Origin of the sequence: Kitasatospora sp. MAA19, from assembly GCF_029894125.1 — a bacterium.
Taxonomy (GTDB): domain Bacteria; phylum Actinomycetota; class Actinomycetes; order Streptomycetales; family Streptomycetaceae; genus Kitasatospora.
In genome coordinates this window covers 133,482-156,082 of sequence record NZ_JARXYZ010000015.1, presented here as the reverse complement: position 1 = coordinate 156,082, position 22,601 = coordinate 133,482, and the positions used below count along the sequence as shown (strand labels likewise).

General features: G+C 72.8%; 18 protein-coding genes and 1 pseudogene. 11 read left to right on the top strand and 8 right to left on the bottom strand.

What is annotated here, in order from left to right; all coding sequences use genetic code 11:
• Positions 1–175 precede the first annotated feature (175 nt).
• The 6 genes from P3T27_RS23315 to P3T27_RS23290 all read left to right on the top strand — a co-directional run bounded on the left by P3T27_RS23315 (position 176) and on the right by P3T27_RS23290 (position 6,813).
• On the top strand, positions 176–967 hold the full coding sequence (locus P3T27_RS23315) for a hypothetical protein (RefSeq protein ID WP_280681521.1): 792 nt from the start codon (positions 176–178) through the stop codon (positions 965–967).
• Position 968: 1 nt separating this feature from the next.
• Positions 969–2,804 (top strand): asparagine synthase (glutamine-hydrolyzing), encoded by a 1,836-nt coding sequence (asnB, locus tag P3T27_RS23310; protein WP_280681519.1) that lies wholly within the window; start codon positions 969–971, stop codon positions 2,802–2,804.
• Positions 2,801–3,358 (top strand): flavin reductase family protein, encoded by a 558-nt coding sequence (locus P3T27_RS23305; protein WP_280681516.1) that lies wholly within the window; start codon positions 2,801–2,803, stop codon positions 3,356–3,358. The genes asnB and P3T27_RS23305 overlap by 4 nt, the downstream gene beginning before the upstream one ends.
• Complete coding sequence (locus P3T27_RS23300; protein ID WP_280681514.1) at positions 3,355–4,929, top strand: 4-hydroxyphenylacetate 3-hydroxylase N-terminal domain-containing protein; 1,575 nt, start codon at positions 3,355–3,357, stop codon at positions 4,927–4,929. Before P3T27_RS23305 ends, P3T27_RS23300 begins: the two co-directional genes overlap by 4 nt.
• Positions 4,926–5,768 carry a class I SAM-dependent methyltransferase gene (locus P3T27_RS23295; protein ID WP_280681512.1) on the top strand — a complete coding sequence of 281 codons (843 nt, stop codon included), beginning with the start codon at positions 4,926–4,928 and terminating at the stop codon, positions 5,766–5,768. The genes P3T27_RS23300 and P3T27_RS23295 overlap by 4 nt, the downstream gene beginning before the upstream one ends.
• Before the next feature lie 169 nt (positions 5,769–5,937).
• Positions 5,938–6,813 carry a helix-turn-helix domain-containing protein gene (locus P3T27_RS23290; protein ID WP_280681510.1) on the top strand — a complete coding sequence of 292 codons (876 nt, stop codon included), beginning with the start codon at positions 5,938–5,940 and terminating at the stop codon, positions 6,811–6,813.
• 50 nt (positions 6,814–6,863) lie between these two features.
• Here P3T27_RS23290 and P3T27_RS23285 read toward each other — a convergent pair whose 3' ends face one another.
• Together P3T27_RS23285 and P3T27_RS23280 are read right to left on the bottom strand one after the other, a co-directional pair.
• Positions 6,864–8,120, bottom strand: a complete 1,257-nt coding sequence (locus tag P3T27_RS23285; RefSeq protein ID WP_280681509.1) for an MFS transporter — start codon at positions 8,118–8,120, stop codon at positions 6,864–6,866.
• A 202-nt stretch (positions 8,121–8,322) separates the two neighbouring features.
• Positions 8,323–8,628 (bottom strand): annotated as a pseudogene (locus tag P3T27_RS23280) (FBP domain-containing protein); the annotation flags it as partial.
• Between the two features lie 143 nt (positions 8,629–8,771).
• Between P3T27_RS23280 and P3T27_RS23275 the strand changes: the two are divergent.
• From P3T27_RS23275 to P3T27_RS23255, 5 genes are all read left to right on the top strand, one after another.
• Positions 8,772–10,244, top strand: a complete 1,473-nt coding sequence (locus tag P3T27_RS23275) for a cytosine permease (RefSeq protein ID WP_280681507.1) — start codon at positions 8,772–8,774, stop codon at positions 10,242–10,244.
• Between the two features lie 320 nt (positions 10,245–10,564).
• Complete coding sequence (locus P3T27_RS23270) at positions 10,565–11,635, top strand: acyl-CoA desaturase (protein ID WP_280681504.1); 1,071 nt, start codon at positions 10,565–10,567, stop codon at positions 11,633–11,635.
• A gap of 41 nt (positions 11,636–11,676) precedes the next feature.
• Positions 11,677–12,846 (top strand): glycosyltransferase family 1 protein, encoded by a 1,170-nt coding sequence (locus P3T27_RS23265; RefSeq protein ID WP_280681502.1) that lies wholly within the window; start codon positions 11,677–11,679, stop codon positions 12,844–12,846.
• A gap of 101 nt (positions 12,847–12,947) precedes the next feature.
• Positions 12,948–13,877, top strand: coding sequence for an alpha/beta hydrolase (locus tag P3T27_RS23260; protein WP_280681500.1), 930 nt, complete (start codon positions 12,948–12,950; stop codon positions 13,875–13,877).
• Positions 13,878–13,921: 44 nt separating this feature from the next.
• On the top strand, positions 13,922–14,482 hold the full coding sequence (locus tag P3T27_RS23255) for a DinB family protein (protein WP_280681497.1): 561 nt from the start codon (positions 13,922–13,924) through the stop codon (positions 14,480–14,482).
• Between the two features lie 96 nt (positions 14,483–14,578).
• Here P3T27_RS23255 and P3T27_RS23250 read toward each other — a convergent pair whose 3' ends face one another.
• From P3T27_RS23250 to P3T27_RS23225, 6 genes are all read right to left on the bottom strand, one after another.
• On the bottom strand, positions 14,579–16,720 hold the full coding sequence (locus P3T27_RS23250) for a TIM-barrel domain-containing protein (protein WP_348534125.1): 2,142 nt from the start codon (positions 16,718–16,720) through the stop codon (positions 14,579–14,581).
• Between the two features lie 706 nt (positions 16,721–17,426).
• Complete coding sequence (locus tag P3T27_RS23245) at positions 17,427–18,380, bottom strand: SIS domain-containing protein (protein ID WP_280681495.1); 954 nt, start codon at positions 18,378–18,380, stop codon at positions 17,427–17,429.
• A 44-nt stretch (positions 18,381–18,424) separates the two neighbouring features.
• Positions 18,425–19,264 carry a carbohydrate ABC transporter permease gene (locus tag P3T27_RS23240; protein ID WP_280681493.1) on the bottom strand — a complete coding sequence of 280 codons (840 nt, stop codon included), beginning with the start codon at positions 19,262–19,264 and terminating at the stop codon, positions 18,425–18,427.
• On the bottom strand, positions 19,261–20,190 hold the full coding sequence (locus tag P3T27_RS23235; protein WP_280681491.1) for a sugar ABC transporter permease: 930 nt from the start codon (positions 20,188–20,190) through the stop codon (positions 19,261–19,263). The genes P3T27_RS23240 and P3T27_RS23235 overlap by 4 nt, the downstream gene beginning before the upstream one ends.
• 105 nt (positions 20,191–20,295) lie before the next feature.
• The gene (locus P3T27_RS23230; RefSeq protein WP_280681488.1) at positions 20,296–21,549 is read right to left on the bottom strand and encodes an extracellular solute-binding protein; all 1,254 of its coding nucleotides are present in this window, start codon (positions 21,547–21,549) and stop codon (positions 20,296–20,298) included.
• A gap of 248 nt (positions 21,550–21,797) precedes the next feature.
• A complete protein-coding gene (locus P3T27_RS23225) occupies positions 21,798–22,556 on the bottom strand; it encodes a DeoR/GlpR family DNA-binding transcription regulator (RefSeq protein ID WP_280681483.1) in 759 nt (252 codons plus the stop codon).
• Between the last annotated feature and the right edge of the window lie 45 nt (positions 22,557–22,601).

The window sequence follows — 22,601 nt, the reverse complement described above, 5'->3', positions numbered from 1 at the left end:
CGGCGTGTCCCGGCGCCCTTGCGGGGGTGACCTTCGGAGCATCCGCGAGGCGACGATCGGGGGCCTGAGCGGCGCCGTTCGGGGCTACCGGGGCGCACGCCCCGCTCCGTAGCGTGGCGGGAACGACGACGACACGACGGTCCGACGGACCGTTCAGCCGAAGGGAGAAGGCCCGATGGGGGGTGTGTCCGACAGGGTCGGCGATCCGATCGGCTCCGGAGGTGCGGCGGGTGCCGAGGCCGGCCCGCGCACGGCGGTGCTGGCCGCCGGGAACGACCGGAACTCCGGCGCGGAGCAGCCGAGGTCCCCGTACCGCGCGATGGCGGACGCCGAGCGGTCCGCGCTCTGGCGGCAGCGGCTGCACGAGGCCGAGGCCGGGTTGACGCGGTACCTGGTGTCACGCGGGAACGAACTCCACCTCACCGACTGGTTCGTGCTGCAGTCCGAGCTCTTCGCCGACCTGCCCGGACCGGACGCCCGGGCGGTCGAGTGGCAGCGGGTGTTCTTCCGGGGCCAGGCTCTGATGGAACGTTTCCTCGTGCTCCGCTACGGCGAGGAGGTGCTCGGGGACTGGGCCCGGTCCAATGCCGAGGTGCACCGCGAGGTCGAACCCGACCGCGGCCGGGGCGCCGCCGACCCGATCCACCGGATCGCCCGGCAGGCCGAACTGTACGGCTCGGACTACGAGTTCGACGAGGACACGCCGCCCGGCGCCGAGCGCGCGGCGCTCACCATCACGCACTGCGCGATCTGGGACTACCGCGAGAAGGCCCGTCGTACGGGCGTCCAGCTGACCCTCGCGTCGCCCTGCACGTACTGCACCGACGCGCTCTCCGCGAACATCCGCGCCAAGGGCTACCGGCCCGCGCACCGCCTGACCAGCGGCCCGACCGGCCACGGCTGCCGCTGGGAGTCCAGCGCCGTGGCCGAGCCCGCCGCCGCCACCGACGAACCCGGGGAGTCCTGACATGTGCGGCGTCACCGGCTGGATCGACTGGGACACCGATCTGCGCCACCAGGCGCAGACGGTCCGGGAGATGACCGCCACCCTGGCCTGCCGCGGCCCGGACGCGGACGGCGTCTGGCTCTCCCGGCACGCCGCGTTCGGCCACCGCCGGCTGTCCGTGATCGACCTGGACGGCGGCGCCCAGCCGCTCGCGGACGGCCCGGGGCCGGACGCCGGCGCCGTCCTCTGCTACAACGGCGAGCTCTACAACCACCGGGAGCTGCGCGCGCAGTTGGAGGCCCTCGGGCACGTCTTCCGGACCCGCTCGGACACCGAGGTGGTCCTGCGGGCCCACCTCCAGTGGGGCAAGGACGCGCCGACCAGGTTCAACGGCATCTTCGCCTACGCCCTGTGGGACGCCCGGTACGAGGAGCTGCTGCTGGTCCGCGACCACCTCGGCATCAAGCCGCTGTACTGGCACGCCCACCCCACCGGGGTGCTGTTCGGCTCCGAGCCGAAGGCGGTGCTCGCCAATCCGCTGTTCCGCGCCGAACTGGACGCCGAGGGCATCGCCGAGCTGTTCGCGCTGCCCGCCGCGCCGAGCGCCGGCCACGGGATCTTCCGCGGACTCCACGAGGTCCGGCCCGGTCACCTGGTGGTCGTCGGTCGTGGCGCCACCCGTGAGTTCCGGTACTGGCGGCTGGAGCCGGCCGAGCACCGGGACGACGCCGGGACCACCCGCCGGACCGTCCGGGAGCTGCTCGCGGACGCCGTCGAGCGGCAGCTGATCAGCGACGTGCCGCTGTGCACCCTGCTCTCCGGCGGCGTCGACTCGAGTGCGGTCACCGCACTGGCCGCGACCGCCCGCGAGCGCGCCGGCCAGGGGAAGATCGCCAGCTTCTCGGTGGACTTCCCCGGCAGCGCCGACCGCACCCCGGACGCCTGGCGGACCACCCGCGACGCCCCCTACGTGGCCGCCGCCGCCGAGCACATCGGCACCCTGCACACCACCGTGCTGGTGCCCGACGACGACCTGCTGGACGCCCGGGACGCGGTCCTGCGCGCCCGGGACCGGCCCGGCTGGGGCGAGATGGACGCCTCGCTGCACCTGCTCTTCCGCGAGGTGCGGCGGCGCTCCACGGTCGCGCTCTCCGGGGAGGCCGCGGACGAGATCTTCGGCGGCTACCCGTACTTCCACGACGCGGCCGCCGTCCACGCGCCGACCTTCCCGTGGCTGCACGGCAAGGCCACGCCGGCGGACCTGCTGCGCCCGGACGTCCGGGCCGAGGTGCGCCCCGAGGAGTACACCGCCGCCGCGTACCACCGCTCGCTCGGCGAGGTGTCGCGCCTGCCCGGCGAGCCGGCCGGCGACGCGCGGATCCGCGAGGTCTTCCACCTCGCGCTCACCCGCTGGCTCCCGCCGCTGCTGGACCGGGTGGACCGGGTGTCGATGTCGGTCGGCCTGGAGGTCCGGGTGCCGTTCTGCGACCACCGCCTGGTGGAGTACCTCTGGAACGTCCCGTGGGCGCTCAAGGCGCCTGAGGGGCGGGCCAAGGGACTGCTCCGGGACGCCGTCCGGGACCTGCTCCCGCCGCAGGTCACCGACCGGCCCAAGAGCGGCTACCCGTCCACCCCGGCCGTCCGCTACACGGAGGTGCTCACGGCCCGGGCGAACGAGCTGCTGGCCGACCCGAACGCGCCGGTCTTCGAGCTGGTGGACCGGGAGTCGGTCCGCAGACTGCTCGCCGAGGGCCGGCCGTTGCCCAGCCCGCGCACCGCGCCGAACCCGGTCGGCGGCCTCGACCACCTGGTCCAGGTCGACGAGTGGCTGCGCGCCTACCGGGTGGCGCTGCGATGAGCGGCTCCGCCCCGACCGCGACCACGGCGAAGGCCACCGCGCAGGCCGCCGAGGAGGCCTTCCGGGCCGCCTCCCGCGGCTGGACCACCGGGGTCGCGGTGGTCACCACCCGCGCGGGCGAGGAGGTCTTCGCCAAGACGGTCTCCTCCTTCAGCACCCTCTCCCTCGACCCGCTGCTGGTCACCGTCGCGGTCAGTCGGCGCAGCCCGCTCGTGGCCGCGGTCCGCGCCTCCGGACGGTTCGGCCTCTCGGTGTTGACGGACCGTCAGCCGAGTGTGGCCCGGCGGTTCGCCACCCCCGGGGCGGGGCGTGCGCTCGGCGGGTTCACCGCGGTGCCGATGCGGACCGTGGCCACCGGCGCCCCGCTCGTCGAGGACGCCCTGGCCTGGTTCGACTGCGGGCTGCACGGCACCCTCCCCGGCGGCGACCACACCATCCTGGTCGGCCGGGTCGCCGCGGCGGACCGAGGTGCCGGCGACCCCCTGCTCTACCACGACGGCCAGTACCGCGTACTGGCCCCGACCCCCTTGAACACAACCGGAGTTGGCGCATGACACTGCTGGACACCATCCCCGGTCGCGGCGCGCCCGCCACCGCCCGCGGCCTGCTGACCGGCGACCGGTACCGGGCCGAACTGGACGACGGCCGCGAGCTCTACCTCGACGGTCAGCGCATCGCGAACCCCGCCGAGCACCCCGCGTTCCGCCCGGCCGTGGACGAGCTGGCCCGCCTGCTCGACCTCCAGCACGACCCCGCCCACCGCTCCCTGCTGACCTGGGAGGACCCGGACAGCGGCCTGCGGCTGGCCCGTGCCTACCAGCCCCCGCGCACCCTGGAGGACCTCCGGGTCCAGCGCCGGAGCGCCGAGTTGTGGCACGCCGAGGCGCTCGGACAGCAGGGCCGCTCGCCCGCCTTCATGGCCTCGATCGCCGTCGGCGTCTACGACTTCCGGCACCGGCTGGCCGAGGCCGACCCGCGCTTCGGCGCCAACGCCGAGGCGTGGTACCGCCACTGCGCCACCAACGACCTGGTCCTGTCGCACGCCCTCGGCGACCCCCAGATCGACCGCTCCGCCAACCCGCTGGACGACCCCGACCTCGCCCTGCGCGTCCTGGCGGAGAACGACAAGGGCATCGTGGTGCGCGGCGCCAAACAGCTCACCACGCTCGCCCCGCTCGCCCACGAGGTGCTGGTCTACCTCTCGGCCTCGTTCACCGAGGGCCGGGGCGAGGAGTTCGTGGTCTGGTTCGCGCTGCCGCTCAACACCCCCGGACTGATCACCCTCGCCCGCGAACCGCTCGGCAGCGCCTCCTGGGGCCACGCCCACCCGCTCGGCGCGCGGTTCGACGAGCAGGACGCGATGCTCTTCTTCGACGACGTCCTGGTGCCCTGGGACCGCGTCTTCCTGCTGCGCAACGCGGACCTGGCGCGGACCGGCCTCGGCCGGATCAACGCCTGGAGCGCCTACGTCGGCCACATCCGCTACCGCGAACGGCTGCGGACCCTGCTCGCCGGCGCCACCCTGGTCGCCGAGTCGATCGGCGTCGACGGCTTCCGCAACATCCAGGAGGACCTCGGGCGGCTCGCCGGGTACGCCGAGCTGACCGAGTACTTCCTGGACGCCGCCGAAGCCCGCGGCGGCGTCACCGACGGCGGTCTGTTCGCCCCCGGCGACACGGCGGCCTCCCGGGTCTGGTCGGCCGAGGTGGCCGGCAGCGCGGTCGAGATCGTCCGCCGGATCGGCGCCTCGGGGCTGCTCATCCAGCCCACCGCCGGCGACCTCGCCAACCCCCGGCTGCGCCCGCACCTGGACCGCTACATGCGCGGCCGGGACATCGACGCCGAACGCAAGTCCCGGCTGTTCCGGATCGCCTGGGAGCTGACCGGCGACGGCTTCGGGCAGCGCCAGGACCTCTACGAGTACGTGCACCGGGGCGACCTGGCCCGCAACCGGATCAACATCTTCAAGCGCTACGACCAGAGCGCCGCCCGCGAGCGGCTGCTGCAGCTGGTCGACGGGACCGCCGCGGAGCAGCCCGCGGCACACCAGCCCGCCGCACAACAGTCCGCCACCGCACAGCCGTCCACCGCACAGCCCGCCACCGTCGAGGAGAAGCAGCCGTGAGCACGTCCGCCGTCGAGATCCAGGCCCGTACCCTCGCGGGGTACGCCGACGCCAGCCGGCTGCGCCAGGTCCAGGACCGCGACTGGGTGCTCGACCAGGTCACCGGTGCCCCCGAGTCCCTGATCGACCTCGGCAGCGGGATCGGCCAGTTGCTGCAGTCCGCGCTGGAACGCTTCCCCTCCCTGCGGCGCGCCGTCGGCCTGGAGCGCTCCGAACACCGCATCGCCGAGGCCGCCGCCCGGCTCCGGCCGTACGGCGACCGGGTCGCCCTGCACCGGGCCGACCTCACCGTGCCCGAGCCGCTGCCGTTCCGGGCCGAGGTGATCACCCAGACCTCGGTGCTGCACTGGCTGTACCCGGACGAGGCGCGGATCTTCGCCTGGGCCGCCGCGCACCTGGCCCCCGGCGGCCGGTTCCTGCTCACCACCTACCACCCGGCCCGGGACGAGCACGGCCTCGGCGGCGAGGACGAGCTGGTCCGCGACGCCCTGGTCGCCCTCGGCACCCCGTACGACGAGGTTCCCGGCGTCCTCGAACGCGGCGGGGTGCTGCCGATCGCGACCCGGACCAGGACCGTCGAGGACCTCACGGCGGTGCTCGGCCCGCACCTCGAGGTCGCCGGCCACCTGGAGCGCGACGCCGTCGTCACCGTCGACGGCGCCGCCCGGTACGAGCACTTCCACGCCGCCACCTTCGGCGACTACTACAGCCGCCTGGTTCCGGCGGACCAGCGAGCGGCCTTCTTCCGTTCCGTCGGCGAGAGCGCCTGGCGCCGGCAGCAGGAGCGCGGCCACGTCAGCCACATGCCGGTCCGGCTCTGGGAGCTGACGTCTCGTTAACAGCATGTGTAGCCCGCCGCTCACCCCTGGGGTGAACGGCGGGCTACGCCTACGCTGGTGCCAGGGCTTGTCCGGCACCCCGTGCGTCGATGCGAAGCGACCTCTCGGACAAGCCCCGACCCGCACGCCCGAACCCGACAGCACCGACCACGGCCGAGGAGCTCCAACCGTGTCAACTCCCCCCGCCGGACGGGAACTCGGCGCCTTCCTGCGCGCCCACCGCGAACTCCTCAAGCCCTCCGACGTCGGCCTCACCGCCACCACCCGCCGCCGCACCCCCGGCCTGCGCCGCGAGGAGGTCGCCTCGCTCTCCGGCGTCGGCCTGGCCTGGTACACCTGGGTGGAGCAGGGGCGGGTCACCGCCTCCCGGCAGGTGCTGGAGGCGATCGCCCGCGTGCTGCGGCTGGACGCGGCCGGACTGCGGCACGCCATGCGCCTGGCCGGCTACCACGAGCCGACACCGGCCGTCGCCGCGAAGAACACCGGCCGGCTCGCCGAGGTCATCCGGCCGGTCCTGGACTCCTGGCCCACCAGCCCGGCCGTCCTGCTCGACCGCCACTTCGACCTGCTCGGGTGGAACGCCGCCTGGGCCGCGCTCTGGGGCTCGCCCGAGTGCGTCCCCGCCGACCGGCGCAACCTGATGTGGGTGATGGCCGCCGACCGGCGGCTGCGCGCGGTGTTCCACGACTGGGAACCGCTCGCGATGAACGTCTTCCAGCACTTCCGGGCCCAGGCCGGCCCGGCCCTGGCCGATCCCCGCACCGGCGAGGTGTACCGGCACCTGGACGAGGACGCACCGGAGCTCCGCCACTGGTGGGGGTGCCACTCGGTGGCGGAGCTGACCGTCCGTACCGTCACCGTCGAGCCGGCCGGACTCGGTCCGGTCCGGCTGACCCTGTCGTCCTTCCACCCGGTGGACGACCCGACCGCGATGGTGCTGCTGTTCACTCCGGCCGACGCCGCCGACCGGGCCCGGATGTCCGAACTGGTCGAGCATCCGTTGCGCGCGGTCGGCGGCGCGGAGGAGGAGCGCCGGGTCGGCTGAGCCGTCGGCCGGACGGGGCTGCGGGGCGTGGAGCTCCCCGCGCCCCGGCGTCAGGCGTCCGGGGCGGTGGTCCGGCGCAGGCCGATGCTGACCGCCAGCGCGCCGAGCGCGGCCACCACCGCGAGCCCGGTGCCCACCAGCAGGGTTCCGTCCGAGACACTGCCGAACGCGCCGACCGCCCAGGCGCCGAGGCCGGTGCCCGCGTACATGGTCGAGGTCAGCCAGGCGCTGGAGGTCGCACGCAGCTCCGGGGCGATGGTGCCGGCCAGCGTCTGCTGGTCCGTCACGAAGCCGCCCGAGGCCAGGAACCACAGCACCACCCCGGCCAGGGCGAGGACCAGGCCCGGCCCCTTGGCCGCCACCGCGATGCCGACCGCCAGCAGGACGCCCCACAGCGGGAGCAGCGGCAGGTCGGAGCGCCCGGCGGTCCTGGCCCGGTCACCGAGCCGGCCGCCCAGCAGCGAGCCGACCAGACTGCCCGCACCGACCAGCACGCCCACCAGGCCGAGCGCCTCCACCGAGAGGTCGAAGCGCTGCACCAGCACCGCGCCGAGGAAGGTGTACGCGCCCAGGTTGGCCGTGTGGAACACCGTGTTGACCAGCAGGGCGCGGCGCAGCGCCGGGTCGGCCCAGCCCGCCAGGATCGCCCGGACCGCCCCCACCTGCGGCGCGGCCGCCTGCGCCGTACGGCCCTGGACCTGGCGCAGCAGCAGCGGCACGGCCGCGGCGGTGCCGATGGTCAGCGCCCAGAACGCCGACCGCCAGCCGGCCAGCCCGGCGAGGAAGCCGCCGAGCGGCACGCCGATCACCTGCCCGCAGGAGAACAGCGCCATGCCCAGGCCGAGCGCCCGGCCGCGCACCGCGTCCGGCGCGGTCTCCGCGATGTGCGCCCAGATCGCCGGCCCGGCCGCGGCCGCCGCCAGTCCGGCCACCGCGCGGGAGACGACCAGCAGGGTCAGGTCGGTGGAGAGGGCAGCCGCCGCGTTCGACAGGACGAACAACAGGGTGCCGGCGACGAGGGTGCGGCGGCGGCCGAACCGGTCACTCAGCAGCCCGAGGAAGGGCGCCGCCACGGCGTACACCAGCACGTAGGCGGTGACGCTGGAGGCGGCGGCCGCCTCGCTGGTGTGGATCGAGTCCGCGATGGTCGGCAGCAACGGCGACACCAGGAAGGTCTCCGTGCCGAACAGGAACAACAGGACGAACACTCCGGCGTAGCGCCACCGGTCGAAGGTCTGTGCCGACGGTGCCAGGGGCGGGACGTCCTCGGTCCGGTCGGGCAGGGGCGGGTCGGAGATGCTGCTCACAGCGATCACCACCTTGTCGTGCGAGGGCGCGGCCGGGCCCTCGGACGGCAGGCGGAAGCGGCCGCGGTGGATGACGGGAGTCCGATGCGGTCATCCTGCGGACGACCCCCGCGGCCAGCCAGACAGGCGGTGATCCTGTGACCCCAGGTCACAGGCTGAGACGGGAGGCCCGAGCCGTCGGCCGGGCCGCCGTCGTCGTCGGTCAGGCGGTGACCTTGGCGGCGAAGGCGGTGAGATTCGCCACGGTCCGCCCGATCTTCTCCTCCACGGTGAGCGACTCGTGCAGCCACGTGCCGACGTCCTTCTCGCCGCGCACGTAGAGCGAGCAGGCGAGGTCGCTGCACGTGTACGCGCCCACGGAGTTGCCCTGTTTGCCGGCCTTCCCGGCGAGGGGCGTGACCGGGAGTGAGTTGCCCCCGGTGTGCGTGGTCACGCAGAGCGAGCAGATGCTGCGCCGGGCCTGCCAGGAGGCGGCGCCGGAGGAGCGCAGCGCGACCGCCACCGGCCGGCGGTGTCCGAGCGCTGAGGGGAGCAATGGATATCAACGGGTCAAAGTAGGATGGCTGGACTCGCGCGCTACGCGCGAAGACTTCCATGAATATGGAAAATGTCCGATTTTACCTCCCGCTTCACACGCACGGAGCCACCCTCATGGACAACCTGTCCACCGCCGCCACCGACGACGGCGCGATAGAGACCCGCGGTATCGAACCCGTCCCGGACCACGAGCGCCGGGGCAGGGTCCGCGAGCTCTTCCCGACCTGGGTCGCGGCGAACATCAGCGTCCTGCTGCTCACCATGGGTGCGGCCCTGGTGGTGTTCAACAAGCTGAACTTCTGGCAGGTCCTGATCGTCGCGGCGTGCGCCGCGGTCGCCTCGTTCGGCATGGTCGGCTTGTTGTCCGTCTCCGGGAAGTGGGGCGGGGCGCCGGGCGCGACGCTCTCACGGGCCACCTTCGGGGTGCGCGGCAACCTGTTCCCCGGCGCGATCCTCTGGATCGCCCGGTTCGGTTGGGAGACGATCAACGCCGTCACCGGTGCCTACGCCGTGCTGACCGTTCTCGACCTGCTCTTCGGCGTCAAGAGCAACACCGCGCTGATCGTCGTCACGCTCGTGGGCTTCGTCGCCTGTACGTTCCTGGTCTCCGGGATGGGCCGGAAGGCGCTGAGCGTCTGCAACACCTGGTCGACGTACCTCTTCGGCGTCTTCAGCGTCCTGGTGCTGGGCTACCTGATCGCGACCGTGCACTGGAGCGAGGTCTTCTCCAAGCCCGCGGGCACCACCGCGATGATGATCGCGGGCATCGGGACCATCGCCGCCGGCGGCATCAGCTGGGTCCCCACCGGCCCGGACTTCACGCGCTACCTGCCGCACGCCACCTCCGGTCGGAAGATCGCCGGTGTGACGGTTTCGGGCGCCGCGCTGGTGATGGTGCCGATGGTGCTGATGGGCGGGGTGATGGCGGTGGCCTCGCCCGGTCTGGCGGAGGCCTCGGACCCGGTCGCCTTCCTCGGCGACCTGCTGCCGACCTGGCTGGCCGTGCCGTACCTGCTGACCGCGATCGTGGGCATGATGCTGATCAACAGCCTCTCGATGTACTCGGCCGGCTTCACCGCCCAGACCATGGGCGTGAAACTGCCGCGCGCCACGGCCGTGAGCATCAACGCCGTGATCTCGCTGATCGGTGGTCTGATGCTGATGCTGGTGGCCAAGAGCTTCCTGGGCTCCTTCATCACCTTCCTGATCCTGCTCGCCGTCTCCTTCTCGGCCTGGATCGGGGTCTACGCGGTGGACATGTGGCGGCGGCGGTCGCGTGCCGTGCGCTACGACGCCGCCGCGCTGATGGACACCGGCCGGAGCAGCCGGTACTGGTACGTGGGCGGCTTCTGCTGGCAGGCGATGGTGTCCTGGGTGGTCGCGCTGCTGCTCGGCCTCGCCTTCACCAAGTGCGACTGGTTCTCCGGCCCGTTCTCCGGCACGCCCATCGGTGAGTACGGGCTCGCCTGGGCGGCGACCATCGTGATCTCCGGCGTGATCATGGCCGTGCTCCCCGCGCCCCGGGAGAACGCGCCCGCCGCCCCCGAGGAGGCCTCCGCCGTCACGGCCGAGCGGGTCACCGTCTGACCCGAACGCGCGAACACCCGGGCGCGCGAAGGCGCGAACACCCGGGCGCCGACCGCCCGGTCGCCGGCACACCTGAGCCGGCGGCCGGGCGGTCGGCGTTCGCGGGTACCGGTACCGGTGCCGTGCCGCCCGCCCCCTGACGATCGGGGTCGAGGACGGCCCCGGCGCCGGCAGCGGGCTCGGGGTGACTCGTTCTGGGGAATCGCTGCGTGGTAGCGGGACACCGTGCGAGGTCTGCGGAAGGGTGGTGCCCTCCGGTCCGGGGTCGTGCGGTGTGGCGGTCACGGTCGACCGGGGCATTCCGAAGAGGCGACGGTGGCATGACAGTTCCGGAGACCGCGGGGGCCGGCACGGCCAGGCGCGACGATTTCACCGAGTTGTACCGGCGCGTCTCGGATGCCGGCCTGCTGCGAAGGCGGCCGCTGTACTACCTGGGCAGGAGTTCGGCCCTGATCGTCGCCCTGGGCCTGCTCCTGGCGGCGTTCGCCGCACTCGGCGCGACCTGGCGCCAGCTGCTCCTCGCCCCCCTCTTCGCCTTCGTGCTCGGTCAGTTGGCCCTGCTCGGCCACGACGTCGCGCACCGCGCGGTGCGCGCCGGCCGCCGGTCGACCGATCTGATGGGGATCCTCCTGGGGAACCTCGTCGTCGGGATGAGCTACGGGTGGTGGGTGAGCGACCACAACCGCCACCACGCGCAGCCGAACCGCGAGGGGCACGACCCCGCCGCCGACTCGATCCTGTTCGTCAGGACCGCCGAACAGGCCGGCCGGACCACGGGTATGCGACGGTTCGTCGCCAGGCACCAGGCGGAGCTGTTCCTTCCGCTGCTCTCGTTGCAGGCGCTCGGCCTCGCCGTCGCCACCTGGCTGACCCTGACCCGGGGTTCGGTCCGGTACCGGACCCTGGAACGGACGCTCGCCGCGCTGCACTACCTCCTGGCAGCGGCCCTGGTGGTCGTCGTCCTCACACCGCTCCAGGCCCTGGCCTTCGTCGTGCTGTTCGGCGCCGTCTTCGGCGTCTACCTGGGATGCATCTTCGCGCCGAACCACAAGGGCATGCCGATGACCGGCCGCGACGCGGAGCGCACGGACTTCCTCCGCCGGCAGGTGCTCCCCTCCCGCAACCTCCGGGCGGGCCGCTTCGTCCACTTCCTGTTCGGCGGCCTCGGCTACCAGATCGAGCACCACCTCTTCCCCGCCATGCCGGTGGTGGCGCTTCGGTCCGCCTCGCGCATCGTGCGCGGCTACTGCGCCGAGATCGGCCTGGAGTACTGCGAGGCCGGCCTCGTCGAGTCGTTCCGGGAGATCCTGCGGGATCTGCGCTCGGTGGGCCGCGCCGCCACGGCGGATCGGTCCGTACGGCCGTCCCGGCGGACCGAGGGCGCCCGGTGACCAGGGCCCCTTCCGAGCGGCCGCCCGTTGCGGAGGCTCCGGTGCGCGGCGCTGAGCGGCTCCGTGTCGTGGTCGTCGCCGAGTCCTTCGCGCCGCAGGTCAACGGGGTGGCCCACAGCGTGCTCAGGACGGCCGACCACCTCGTGTCCCGGGGGCACACCCCGATCGTCGTCGCGCCGGCGGTGGCCGACCGCCGGCGTGGCAGTGACATCCCGGACTCGGGCTACGGCTACCGGGTCGTCCGGGTCCCGTCCGTCGCGCTGCCCGGCTATCCGGACGTGCGGATCGCGCTCCCGGGGCGGCAGGTGGCCGACGCGATCGAGCTGTACCGCCCCCATGTGGTCCACCTGGCCGGGCCGTTCGTGCTGGGCGCGGCGGGGCGGTCGGCGGCCGGCCGGGCCGGGATTCCGGTGGTCGCCGTGTTCCAGACCGACATGGCCGCCTACGCCCGGACCTACCTGCCGGTGGCCGGAGGCGTCTGGGAGCGGCTGGCCTGGCGGCAGATCCGGCGCATCCACGCGACGGCCTCGCGGACGCTGGCCCCGGCCGAGGCGTCGTGCCGCGCCCTGGCGGCGCACGGCGTGCCACGGGTCCACCTGTGGCCCCGAGGTGTGGACTCCGTGCGGTTCGATCCCCGGCACCGCGACGAGGCGTTGCGCCGTCGACTCGGGCCCGGCGGCGAGGTGCTGGTCGGATACGTCGGGCGACTGGCGCCGGAGAAGCAGGTCGACCGGCTGGCGGAGGTGTCCCGGATCCCGGGCGTACGGCTGGTGGTCGTCGGTGACGGGCCCTGCCGGCCGCGGCTGGAGACCGGACTCGTGGACGCGGTCTTCCTGGGCAACCGGACCGGACACGAACTGGCGCGGCTCTACGCCTCGTTCGACGTGTTCGCCCACGCGGGGCCGTTCGAGACCTTCGGGCAGACGGTCCAGGAGGCCATGGCGAGCGGGCTGCCCGTGGTTGCCCCGGCCGCCGGCGGCCCGCTGGACCTCGTACGGCCGGGGCGGACCGGCTACCTCGTCCCGCCCGGTTCGGGGGAGGCGTTCCGGGCGGCCGTGGAACGGCTCGCCCGGAACAGCGAACTGCGCGCGACGCTGGGGAGGGCCGGGCGTGCCGCCGTGGCGGAACGCAGCTGGGCGGCGGTCGGCGACCAACTCGTCGGGCACTACCGGCTCGCCATCGCCGAGACGGCCCGGCAGCGCCACGAGTGAGCCGGTGCGCAGACGACGACCGGCGCAGACGGCGACCGGCGCAGGCGACGACCGGTTCGGACGACGACCGGTTCGGACAACTCCCGAAGGAGCAGATCTCCATGCAGCCGACCGTGCAGCCGACCCTCGCGGTCGAGCACGTCCGCAGCGCCGACCCGCTGACCGACACCGCCGTGTTCCTGCACGGCCTGGGCGGGTGGACCCACAACTGGGCCGGGCTGATCGACCTCGTGCGGACGTCGGTGCACTGCCTGGCCGTCGACCTCCCGGGCTTCGGCCGCTCGGCGCCCCCGCTCGACGGGGACATCACCGTCGAGCGACAGGCCGCGGCCGTGGCCCGCTTCCTCGACCGCGCCGGGCACCGCCGCGTGCACCTGGTCGGCAACTCCCTGGGCGGCCTGATCGCCCTGCGCCTCGGCGCGTACCGGCCGGACCTGGTCCGCACGCTGACGCTGATCTCGCCCGCGCTGCCGGTCGTCCCGCCGTACCGGGCCCTCCAGGTGGCGCTGCTCGGGCTGCCGGGCGTCCCGCGGCTCTACTCCCGGCGCCTGGCGGCGCAGAGCCCCGACAGCCAACTGGACGAGCTGTACCGGCTGATCTACGCGGACCCCGCGCTCGTCGGCGCCGAGCAGCGGGCGGTCGAGGAACGCGAGCGCCGCCGCCGGGCGGAGCTGCCGTACGCGCAGGACATGCTCGGCGAAGGGGCCCGCGCGCTGGTCCGCGCCTTCCTGCGGCGGGGGGAGGCGTCGGCGTGGCGGCAGGCGCGCCGGGTCACCGCGCCCACCCTGCTCGTCTACGGGCGGGATGACCGGCTCGTCCCCTTCCGCACGGCACGGCGCGCCTACGCGGCCTTCCACGACGTCCGCCTCCTCACCCTGCCCGGCGTGGGCCACGTCGCCATGCAGGAGCGGCCGGCCGCCGTGGCGGCGGCCTTCCACGCCCTGCTCGGCGAGGCGGACCGGGGACCTACGGCAGCGGGGGACGGCGGCCGCGCACGGGCGACACCGGATCCGGTGACAGGGTCCGCCTGAATAACCACTTGCGCGTCGGACCGCTGCTGAGGAGCATGCGGACGATGAGCGACAAACCCGAGCGGTGGAGTCAGGCCAGCGTCTACCCCGACATGTGGGCGGACCCGGGGGAGGACCCCCGCAACAATGACGGCGCCGGTCCGGACGGTGAGTTGGCGACGCTGCAGGACTTCCTGACGAGCTATCGGCTGACGCTGCGGATGAAGTGCGAGGGGCTGGACCCGGAGCAGCTGGCGCGCCGGTCGGTCCCGCCGTCGACGATGTCCCTGCTCGGGCTGGTCCGCCATCTCGCCGAGGTGGAGCGGGACTGGCGCAACTGGGTCCTGCCGGGAGAGCCGGCACCGACGCTGTACGGCGCGGATGACGGCGACTTCGAGGGAGCCGCCGCGGAGCAGGAGCTGGTCGAGGGCGCATTCGCCGACCTCGCCCGCGAACAGGCGGCCACCGACGCGGCGCTGGCGGAGTATCCGGATCTCGGCGCGCGGGTGGGGCACGACGGCAACTCCGTCCGCGAGCTGTGGGTCCACCGGATCGAGGAGTACGCCCGCCACTGCGGCCACGCCGACCTGCTGCGCGAATGCGTCGACGGCCGGGTGGGCCAGTAGCTCGCTCCCGTAGCAGGAACACGCACCGACGGCGGAGGGCTCCCTCGCGACGCGTCGCGAGGGAGCCCCAGGTGCCGGGTGGGCGGTGGCGGACGGTCAGTGGCCGCCGTGGATCAGGTTGACGGAGAAGGCGCGGTCGGTGGAGACGGCGGGCGTCCTGATCTGCGTGACGCCGGTCGCGGCGTCGTAGTACCAGCCCGAGGAGGCCGAGTCGAGCGCGGCCGCCGAGTCCAGCCGGGGCAGCGGTCCGCCCTGGGTGACCACCAGTTGCGGGGCGGGCTGGCCGTGCACGCTGAAGCGGTACCCCCGGCTGGCCGGCTTGCCGGTGTAACTGCCCACGCTGGCACCGACCGTGACGGTGGTGACGGCGCGGTTGGCGTGGACGTCCACGCGCTGGGTGGCCGAGGACCCGGCGTTGAACTGCCGGGTGACACCGTCGTCCTCGTACAGGGTGTAGGACGAGTCGCCCTGCGGGTAGAGGTCGTAGTCGAGCTCGCCGCGGTCCCGGTTCTCCCAGGACAGCGTGCCCTTGGGCCACATCGGGACGATCGAGCCGCCCTTGACGAACAGCGGCAGGGTGTCGAGCGGGGCGGAGTAGCCGTTGATCGTGGTGGGGCCCTGGTAGGTGCGCCCGGTCCAGTAGTCGGTCCAGGTGCCCTCGGGCAGGTAGATGCCGTCGCGCGTGGTGGTGTCCGAGTAGACCGGCGCGACCAGGAAGTCCGGTCCGGCCAGGAACTCGTACTTCGCGTTCGGGCCGAGGGCGGCCGGGTCGTCCGGGTACTCCAGGGCAAGCGGGCGCACCGCGCCGATGCCGGTCCTGGTGGCCTCCGCGGACAGGGTGTACATGTACGGCAGCAGCCGCTCCTTCAGCTGCAGGTACTTGCGGTTGATCGAGGTGTAGGGCTCGCCGTCCAGCCAGGGCTGCTGGTCGCGCTGCTCCTTGCCGGCCATGTCCTTGGCCCAGCCGTCCATGGTCATGATGGCCGGGAGGAAGGCCTTCCACTGCAGGTCGCGGGTGTACATCTTCGGGTCGCGCCGGAAGATGGAGCCGACGTCGCCGGTGTCGTAGGCGATGCCGGACATGGTCGCGCCGGCGTAGGTGGGGATCTGCCAGCGGATGTAGTCCCAGGACAGGCTCTGGTCGCCGCTCCAGAGCACGCCGCAGCGCTGGGCGCCGGCCCAGGAGACGGGCAGCCAGACGAAGCCGCGGGCGTCGCTGTTGTCCTCGATGCCGGACTTGGCCTGGTCGCAGGCGTTCAGCGCGAAGTCGTAGCCGTTGCCGACCCAGGCGACGTCGAGCTTGCGCACCCGGACGCCGGCCTTGACCTCCTCGGCCTGGTTGGGCAGGCCGTTCTGGGTCCAGAGCCCGAGCTGGGCGTGGTCCTTGCGCAGGCCCTCGCCGGTCTGCGGCAGGTTCTCGTAGCCGCAGCCGTAGCCGTCGTTGACCAGCATCCAGCCCAGCGGCATCTGGTTCTGGACGTAGCCGTCGGCGACCTTCACCGCGTCGAGGGTGTGGCGCTCGCCGCGGTTGGCGTTGTGCAGGTAGCAGTCGGAGTCGCCGGGCTCCAGGCCGTAGACGGGTGGCATGAAGGGCTTGCCGACCAGCGCGGTGTACTGGCCGATCACCGACTTGACGTCGCCGGTGAAGTAGTAGGCGTCCAGGCGCCGTTCCTGCTGCCCGGTGCGGACGGGCGAGCCGAAGTCGTAGAGGCCCGGTGCGAAGGTGTTGCGGAAGACCCCGTAGCCGGCGCTGGAGACGTAGAAGGGCTGCGAGTTGTTGTAGCCGCCCTCGTTCCAGTTGGTGCTGTTGGCGACGTGGATCGTCTGGTCGCGGTGGGAGAAGCTGCCGTTCTGCTCGCCGCCGCCGAAGAACTGCTCGTCGGCGCCGCGGGTGAGGCTCTGCCGCAGCCCGCTGGTGCTCCAGCGCAGCGGGGCGTCCTCCTGCCAGACGGCGGTGCGGTCGTCGGCCCGGTACAGGCCGAACCGCAGGGGGTGCTTGTAGACCCGCAGGACCACGTCCTTGGCGCGGATGCCGTAGTAGGCGCCGGCGTCGAAGGTGCTGGTGTCGCGCTGGGGTTCGGGCTGCTTGCGGATGATGGTGCGGCCGGCCGGGTCGGTGAGGACGCCGTCCGGGGCGGCCTGGAGGCGGAGTTGGTCGTCGGCGAGGAAGTCGACCTTGGCCTTGAGGGTGCCGGCGGCGATGTCGTAGCTGCCCTGGGATCCGGAGAAGGCCGTCAGGTCGCCCGCGTCGGCGGTCTGCGGCAGGTAGGCCCGGCTGGTGTAGGAGCCGCCGTGCACGTCGTAGGGGACGACCAGCACGTGGTAGGTGCCGGAGGCCTGCGGGATCACGGTGGCCTCGGGGTCGGCGGTGCCCGCGCTCTCGGCGACCTCCTTGCCGTTGGCGTCGTAGATGTAGAGGTCGAAGTCGTCGGTGGCGTTCTGCCACTGGACGGAGACCGGGACGCCGCCCTCGGGGTTGTCGGCCCAGTAGCCGGCCGGGACGTTGACGGTGAGGTCGAAGTGGTCGCAGACCGCGCCGCCCGGGTCCTGGGCGGCGGACGGGCAGGCGGTGGCGCCGCCGAGGGCCCCCTTGGCGTACTGGGGGCTCTGCCAGGTCACGCTCTGGTGGCCCTGGTCGAGGACGGCGGAGCCGGGGGTGGCGGCCCGGGCCGGAAGGGTGGGCCCGGCCGCGGCGGCGATGCTGGTCAGGGCCACGGTGAGGGCGGCCCGGCGGAGGCGATGTCGAACCAAGCGCACGGTGTGTTCTCCCGTTCAATGAGCAAGAGATGTTCACTTACTGCGCGAATCTGCTTGAACTAGGGGATTTTCAAGCAACATTCACAGCGACTGCCGGTGCATGTCAATGGCGGTGCGGTCCTTGACGGCACGTCGGGCCCGCGCCCGCCGGCGTCCCGGTGGTCACGCAGGGGGTTGCACGGGGTGGTTACGCGGGGTGGTCCCGCAGGACGACGGACCGGGTGAGGTGGCGCGGCCGGTCCGGGTCGAAGCCGCGCGCCTCGGCGACCGCGACGGCCAGCCGCTGGGCCCGGACGAGGTCCGCCAGCGGGTCCAGGTCGGCCGTGGCGTCGCCGGATTCGGCGACCAGGAGGCCGCCGACCCGGGTGATGTCCTCGGTCAGCCCGGCGGGCAGCGGGCCGAACGCCCAGGCCACCCGGCCCGGCGCGGTGATGCTGATCGGCCCGTGCCGGTACTCCATGGCCGGGTACGCCTCGGTCCAGGCGCCGGCCGCCTCGCGCATCTTCAGCCCGGCCTCCAGCGCCAGCCCGTACGTCCAGCCGCGGCCCAGGAAGGTGAACTGCTCGGCGCCGCGCACCTCGGCGGCCAGGGGTGCCGCGACGGCCCGCTCGGCGTCCTGCACCGCCCGGGCCAGCGGGCGGACCCCGTCCGGCAGGGCGCCCTCGGCCTCCAGGTGGGCCCGGAGCAGGGCGAGCACGGTGGTGGCGAAGCGGGTCTGCACCACCGACCGCTCGTCGGCGAAGTGCAGGACGGCGACGGTGTCGGCCACCGCCATCACCGGGGTGGCGGGATCGGCCGTGATGGCGGAGGTGGGCACTCCGGCGGCGCGGGCCCGGTCGAGCAGGTCCAGCACCTCGGTCGTGGTGCCGGAGCGGGAGATGGCCAGGATCCGGTCGTAGCCGCGTCCGGGCGGGAACTCCGAGGCGGCGAACGCGTCCGTCACCCCGTGGCCGCCGCTCTCGCGCAGCGCCGCGTAGGCCTGGGCCATGAACCAGGAGGTGCCGCAGCCGGTGACGGCGACCCGCTCGCCCCGGCGCGGCAGCGCGGGGGCGTACCGGGGCAGGGACTCGGCGGCCCGGCGCCAGCACGCGGGCTGCGAGGCGATCTCGGCGGAGGTGTGGGAGGGCGTGGTGGAGGTCATGAGCGACTCCTTCGGAGGGGATGCCAGGCTGGAGGCGGCTCGGGCTACTTGACCGATCCGGCGGTCAGTCCGGAGACCACGTGCCGCTCGATGACGGCGAACAGCACTACGACCGGCACGATCGCGACGACCGACCCGGCGAACAGGTAGTTCCACTCCACGGTGTAGTTGCCGATGAAGCCGTTGATGCCGACGGTGAGGGGCTGGCTCTTCGGGGCCGTCGACAGGGTCAGGCCCATCACGAACTCGTTCCAGGCGGAGATGAAGGTGAAGATCAGCGCGGTGACGACGCCGGGCAGGGCCAGCGGCAGGACCACCCGGCGCAGCGTCCCGAGCTGGCCGAGGCCGTCGATCATCGCGGCCTCCTCCAACTCGACCGGGATGGAGCCGATGTAGGCGGTGAGGATCCAGACGGCGAAGGCCAGGTTGAAGGCGGCGTTGCAGAGGATCAGCGTCCAGACCGAGTTGAGCATGTCCAGCTGGTAGAACTCGCGGTAGAGGCCCACCAGCAGCGAGGTCGGCTGGAACATCTGGGTGACCAGGACGAGGAGCAGGAAGAGCTTGCGGCCCCGGTACCTGATCCGGGCGGTGTAGTACGCGGCGGGCAGCGCGACCAGCAGCGCCAGCACGGTGGAGCCGCCGGCGACCAGCAGGGTGACCTTCAGGTTGTCGCCGAGGGTCGAGTCGCGCCAGACGTCGACGAAGTTGGACCAGGCGAAGTGCCGTGGCAGGTACGTCGCGTCGCGCAGTTCGTCGGCCGGGCGCAGCGCGGTGACAGCCATCTCCAGGTACGGCAGCAGGAAGACCGCCGCCAGCAGCCAGGCCACCGCCGCCACGACCAGGGTGCGCGGCCGGATCCGCCGCCCGGGCGGGCGGGCCGTCAACGCTCCTCCCCGTTCCAGCGGCTGACCTTGAGGAAGACCAGCACCATCAGCACCACCAAGGCGAAGTTGACCACCGACATGGCCGCGGACTCGCCGATGTCGGTGGTCTTGAGCTGGTACATGAACACCGTGGTGGTGGCCGTCGCACTGCCCGGGCCGCCCTGGGTCATGCCCCAGATGACGGGGAAGGAGTTGAAGACGTTGATCAGGTTGATCACGACGCCGACCAGGAAGGCCGGGCGCAGCAGCGGCAGGGTGATCCGCAGGTACGCCTGCCACGGGGAGGCGCCGTCCACCCTGGCCGCCTCGTACACCTCGCCGGGGACGGTCTGCAGCCCGGCGAGCAGGGTGTAGGTGGTGAACGGCAGCGAGACGAAGACGGCGACGAAGACCATCCAGGGCCAGGCGGTCGAGGGATCGCCGAGCCAGTCCCGGGGGCCGTCGACCAGGCCGAGGTCGGTCAGCGCGGTGTTGAGCACCCCGGCGGTCTGGTTGAGCATCCACCGGAAGCCGATGGCGGTCATCAGGACGGACGCGGCCCAGGGGGCGATCAGGGCCCAGCGGGCGAACCGCCGCCCCGGGAACCGCTGGTTGAACAGCTGGGCCAGGCCGAGCGAGAGCAGCATCGTCAGGCCGACGACGGCGAGCGTCCAGACCACCGTCGAGATCAGCACGTGGCCGAGGTCGGCCTCGCCGAACAGCTTGCGGTACTTGTCCAGCCCGGCGGAGCCTCGGACGAACCCGCTGGTGCTGATCCGCAGGAACGAGGTTCGGACCATCTCGTAGACGGGCCACAGGACGACGCACAGGATCAGCAGGACGGCGGGGGCGATCCACGGCAGCGGTCCGAGCCTGCCCGGGCGCGAACCCGTCGATGCGCGCCGGCCGGGCCTGGAGGCCTTGCGGGCGGGGGAGTTGAGGGACAACGCAGGGTGCCTTTCGGGCGGAGCGCGGAGGGTGCCGTCCGGGCGCGGCGGGATCGCCTGCCGGGACGGCTGGGCGCGCCGGGACGGCCGGTGCCGGGGCGCGGGCTACTTGTTCGCGACGGCGTCCTTGGCCTTCTTCTGCAGGTCGCCGAGCACCTTGGCCGGGTCACCGGTGACGGCGGTGCCGATGCTCTTCTTCAGTTCGGCCGAGACCGCGTCCCAGGTGGTGTCGCCGAGCGGGTAGAAGGCGGCCTGCGGCAGGAGGGCGAAGAACGGTTCGAGGTCCTGGTGCTTGCCGCTGGCGGTCATCTCGTGCAGCGTGCTCTGGGTGACCGGCATCAGGTTGTAGGTCTCGTCGAACGCGAGCGTGTTCTCCTTGGAGTACGCGAAGTCGAGGAACTTCCTGATCTGGTCGCGGTGGCCGTTCTTCTTGAAGGCCATCGTCCAGTCCGCGACGCCGAGGGTGGCGGCGAGCGGGGCCGACTTGCCCGGGATGGGCGCGACGCCGTAGTCGACCTTGCCGTCCTTGGCCATCTGGATCAGCGAGGGGTGGCCGTTGAGCATGCCCGCCTTGCCCGCGGCGAAGTCGGCGAACGCGGTCTTGCGGTCGGTGGTGGCCGGGTTGGCGTAGGTCAGGCCGGGGTCGACGAGGTTGGCCTTGAGCCAGCGGAAGGTGTCGACGTTGGCCGGGCTGTCGAGGGTGTACCCGCCGTCCTTGCCGGTGGGGCCGCCGCCGTTGCCGAGCTCCCAGATCATGCTCTCGCCCTGGGCCTCCTCCGGGCCCAGCGGCAGCGCGTACGGGGTGACCCCGGGGGCCTTGGCCTTGATGAGCTCGGCGTCCTTGCGCACCTCGTCCCAGGTGGCGGGCGGCTGGGTGATGCCGGCCTGCTGGAAGACGGCCTTGTTGTAGAACAGGGCGCGGGCGGAGGAGACGAACGGGATGCCGTACTGCACGCCGTTGACCTGCCCGGCCTGGGCGAAGGTCTGGATGAAGTCGGCCCGGGTGTCGGCCGACAGCACGTCCTCGGCCTTGTAGAGGAGGTCGTCGGCGACCTTGTCCGCGTAGCCGCCGGTCTGCAGGACGTCCGGCACGTTGCCGCTCTGGATCATCGTCTTGACCTGGGTGTCGATGTCGTTCCAGTTGACCACCTGGACGTCGACCTTGATGCCGGGGTTGGCCGCGGTGAACGCGGTGGCGACGCCGTTCCAGTAGGTCTTCGAGCTGTTGGACTCCTTCTCGCCGTAGTCGGCGGCGACGAGCTTGAGCGTCACACTGCCGCCCGCGGCGCTGCCGCCGTCACTGTCACTGCCACTGCCGCCGCCGCACGCCGTGAGGGCGAGGGCGCCGGCGGCACACATCGTCGAGAGGGCACGTACACGCTTGTTCACCGCAGTTACCGCCTTTGCACGCCGCTTGATCCAAAATGCTTGAAAAGAGCTGGTTCTGAGCAGATTCGAAAGAGCTTGCTGCGTCGGGCAGTATTCACGAGGCGGACCGGCGGGTCGAGGTGTCGTCCGGATGTCGTTATCGGACCGTTGCATGCCAACTGGCGGCACAACAGAACGCCCGGCCGGGAGAATCCGGCCGGGCGCCCCGTGTGAACAGGTCAGACGCGCGAAACCCGCACCCCGCAGGCGGCGATCGCCTGCTCCTGGGACACCGTCGCCTCGTCGTCGGTGACGAGGTCGTGCACCTCGTCGAGCGGGCAGATCTTGGCGAAGGTGACCCGGTCGATCTTGGTGCTGTCCGCCAGGACGACCGACCGTGCGCTGCTGCGCATGAACGCGCGGTCGGTCTGCGCCTCCATCTCGTCGTGCGTCGTGCAGCCCTCCTGGGCGGTCAGGCCGTCCACGCCGATGAACGCGATGTCCAGGTGGTACTGGGCGAGCATCCGGTCGGCGGCCGGCCCGACCAGCTCGTAACTGGTCGTCCGGGCGATGCCGCCGACCACCACCAGGCGGATCTCCGGCCGGACGATGAGGTCGGCCGCGATGTTGACGGCGTTGGTCACGATGGTGATCCCGCTACGCTCGGCCAGCACCCGGGCCAGCTCGCTCGTCGTCGTGCCGCCCGTCAGACCCACCACGGCGCCGTCCGGCACCAGGCGCTCGGCCGCGAGGGCGATCCGCCGCTTCTCCGCCTGCCGCTTCCCGTGCTTGTGGCGCAGCGGCAGTTCGAGATTCACGGCACCGGTGACCGCCCCGCCCCGGGTGCGGTGCAGCAGTCCCTGGTCGTGCAGTTCCTGCAGGTCGCGGCGGACGGTGGCCGGCGACACCTCCAGGAGCCCGGCCAACTCGTGTACGTCGGCGCTGCCCGCCTCGGTGATGTGCGACAGGATCCGGGCGGTGCGGTCGGCTTTGAGCATGGCGGAAGTCTAGAGTGTGCCCACCGCCAGCCGCGCGAACACGAT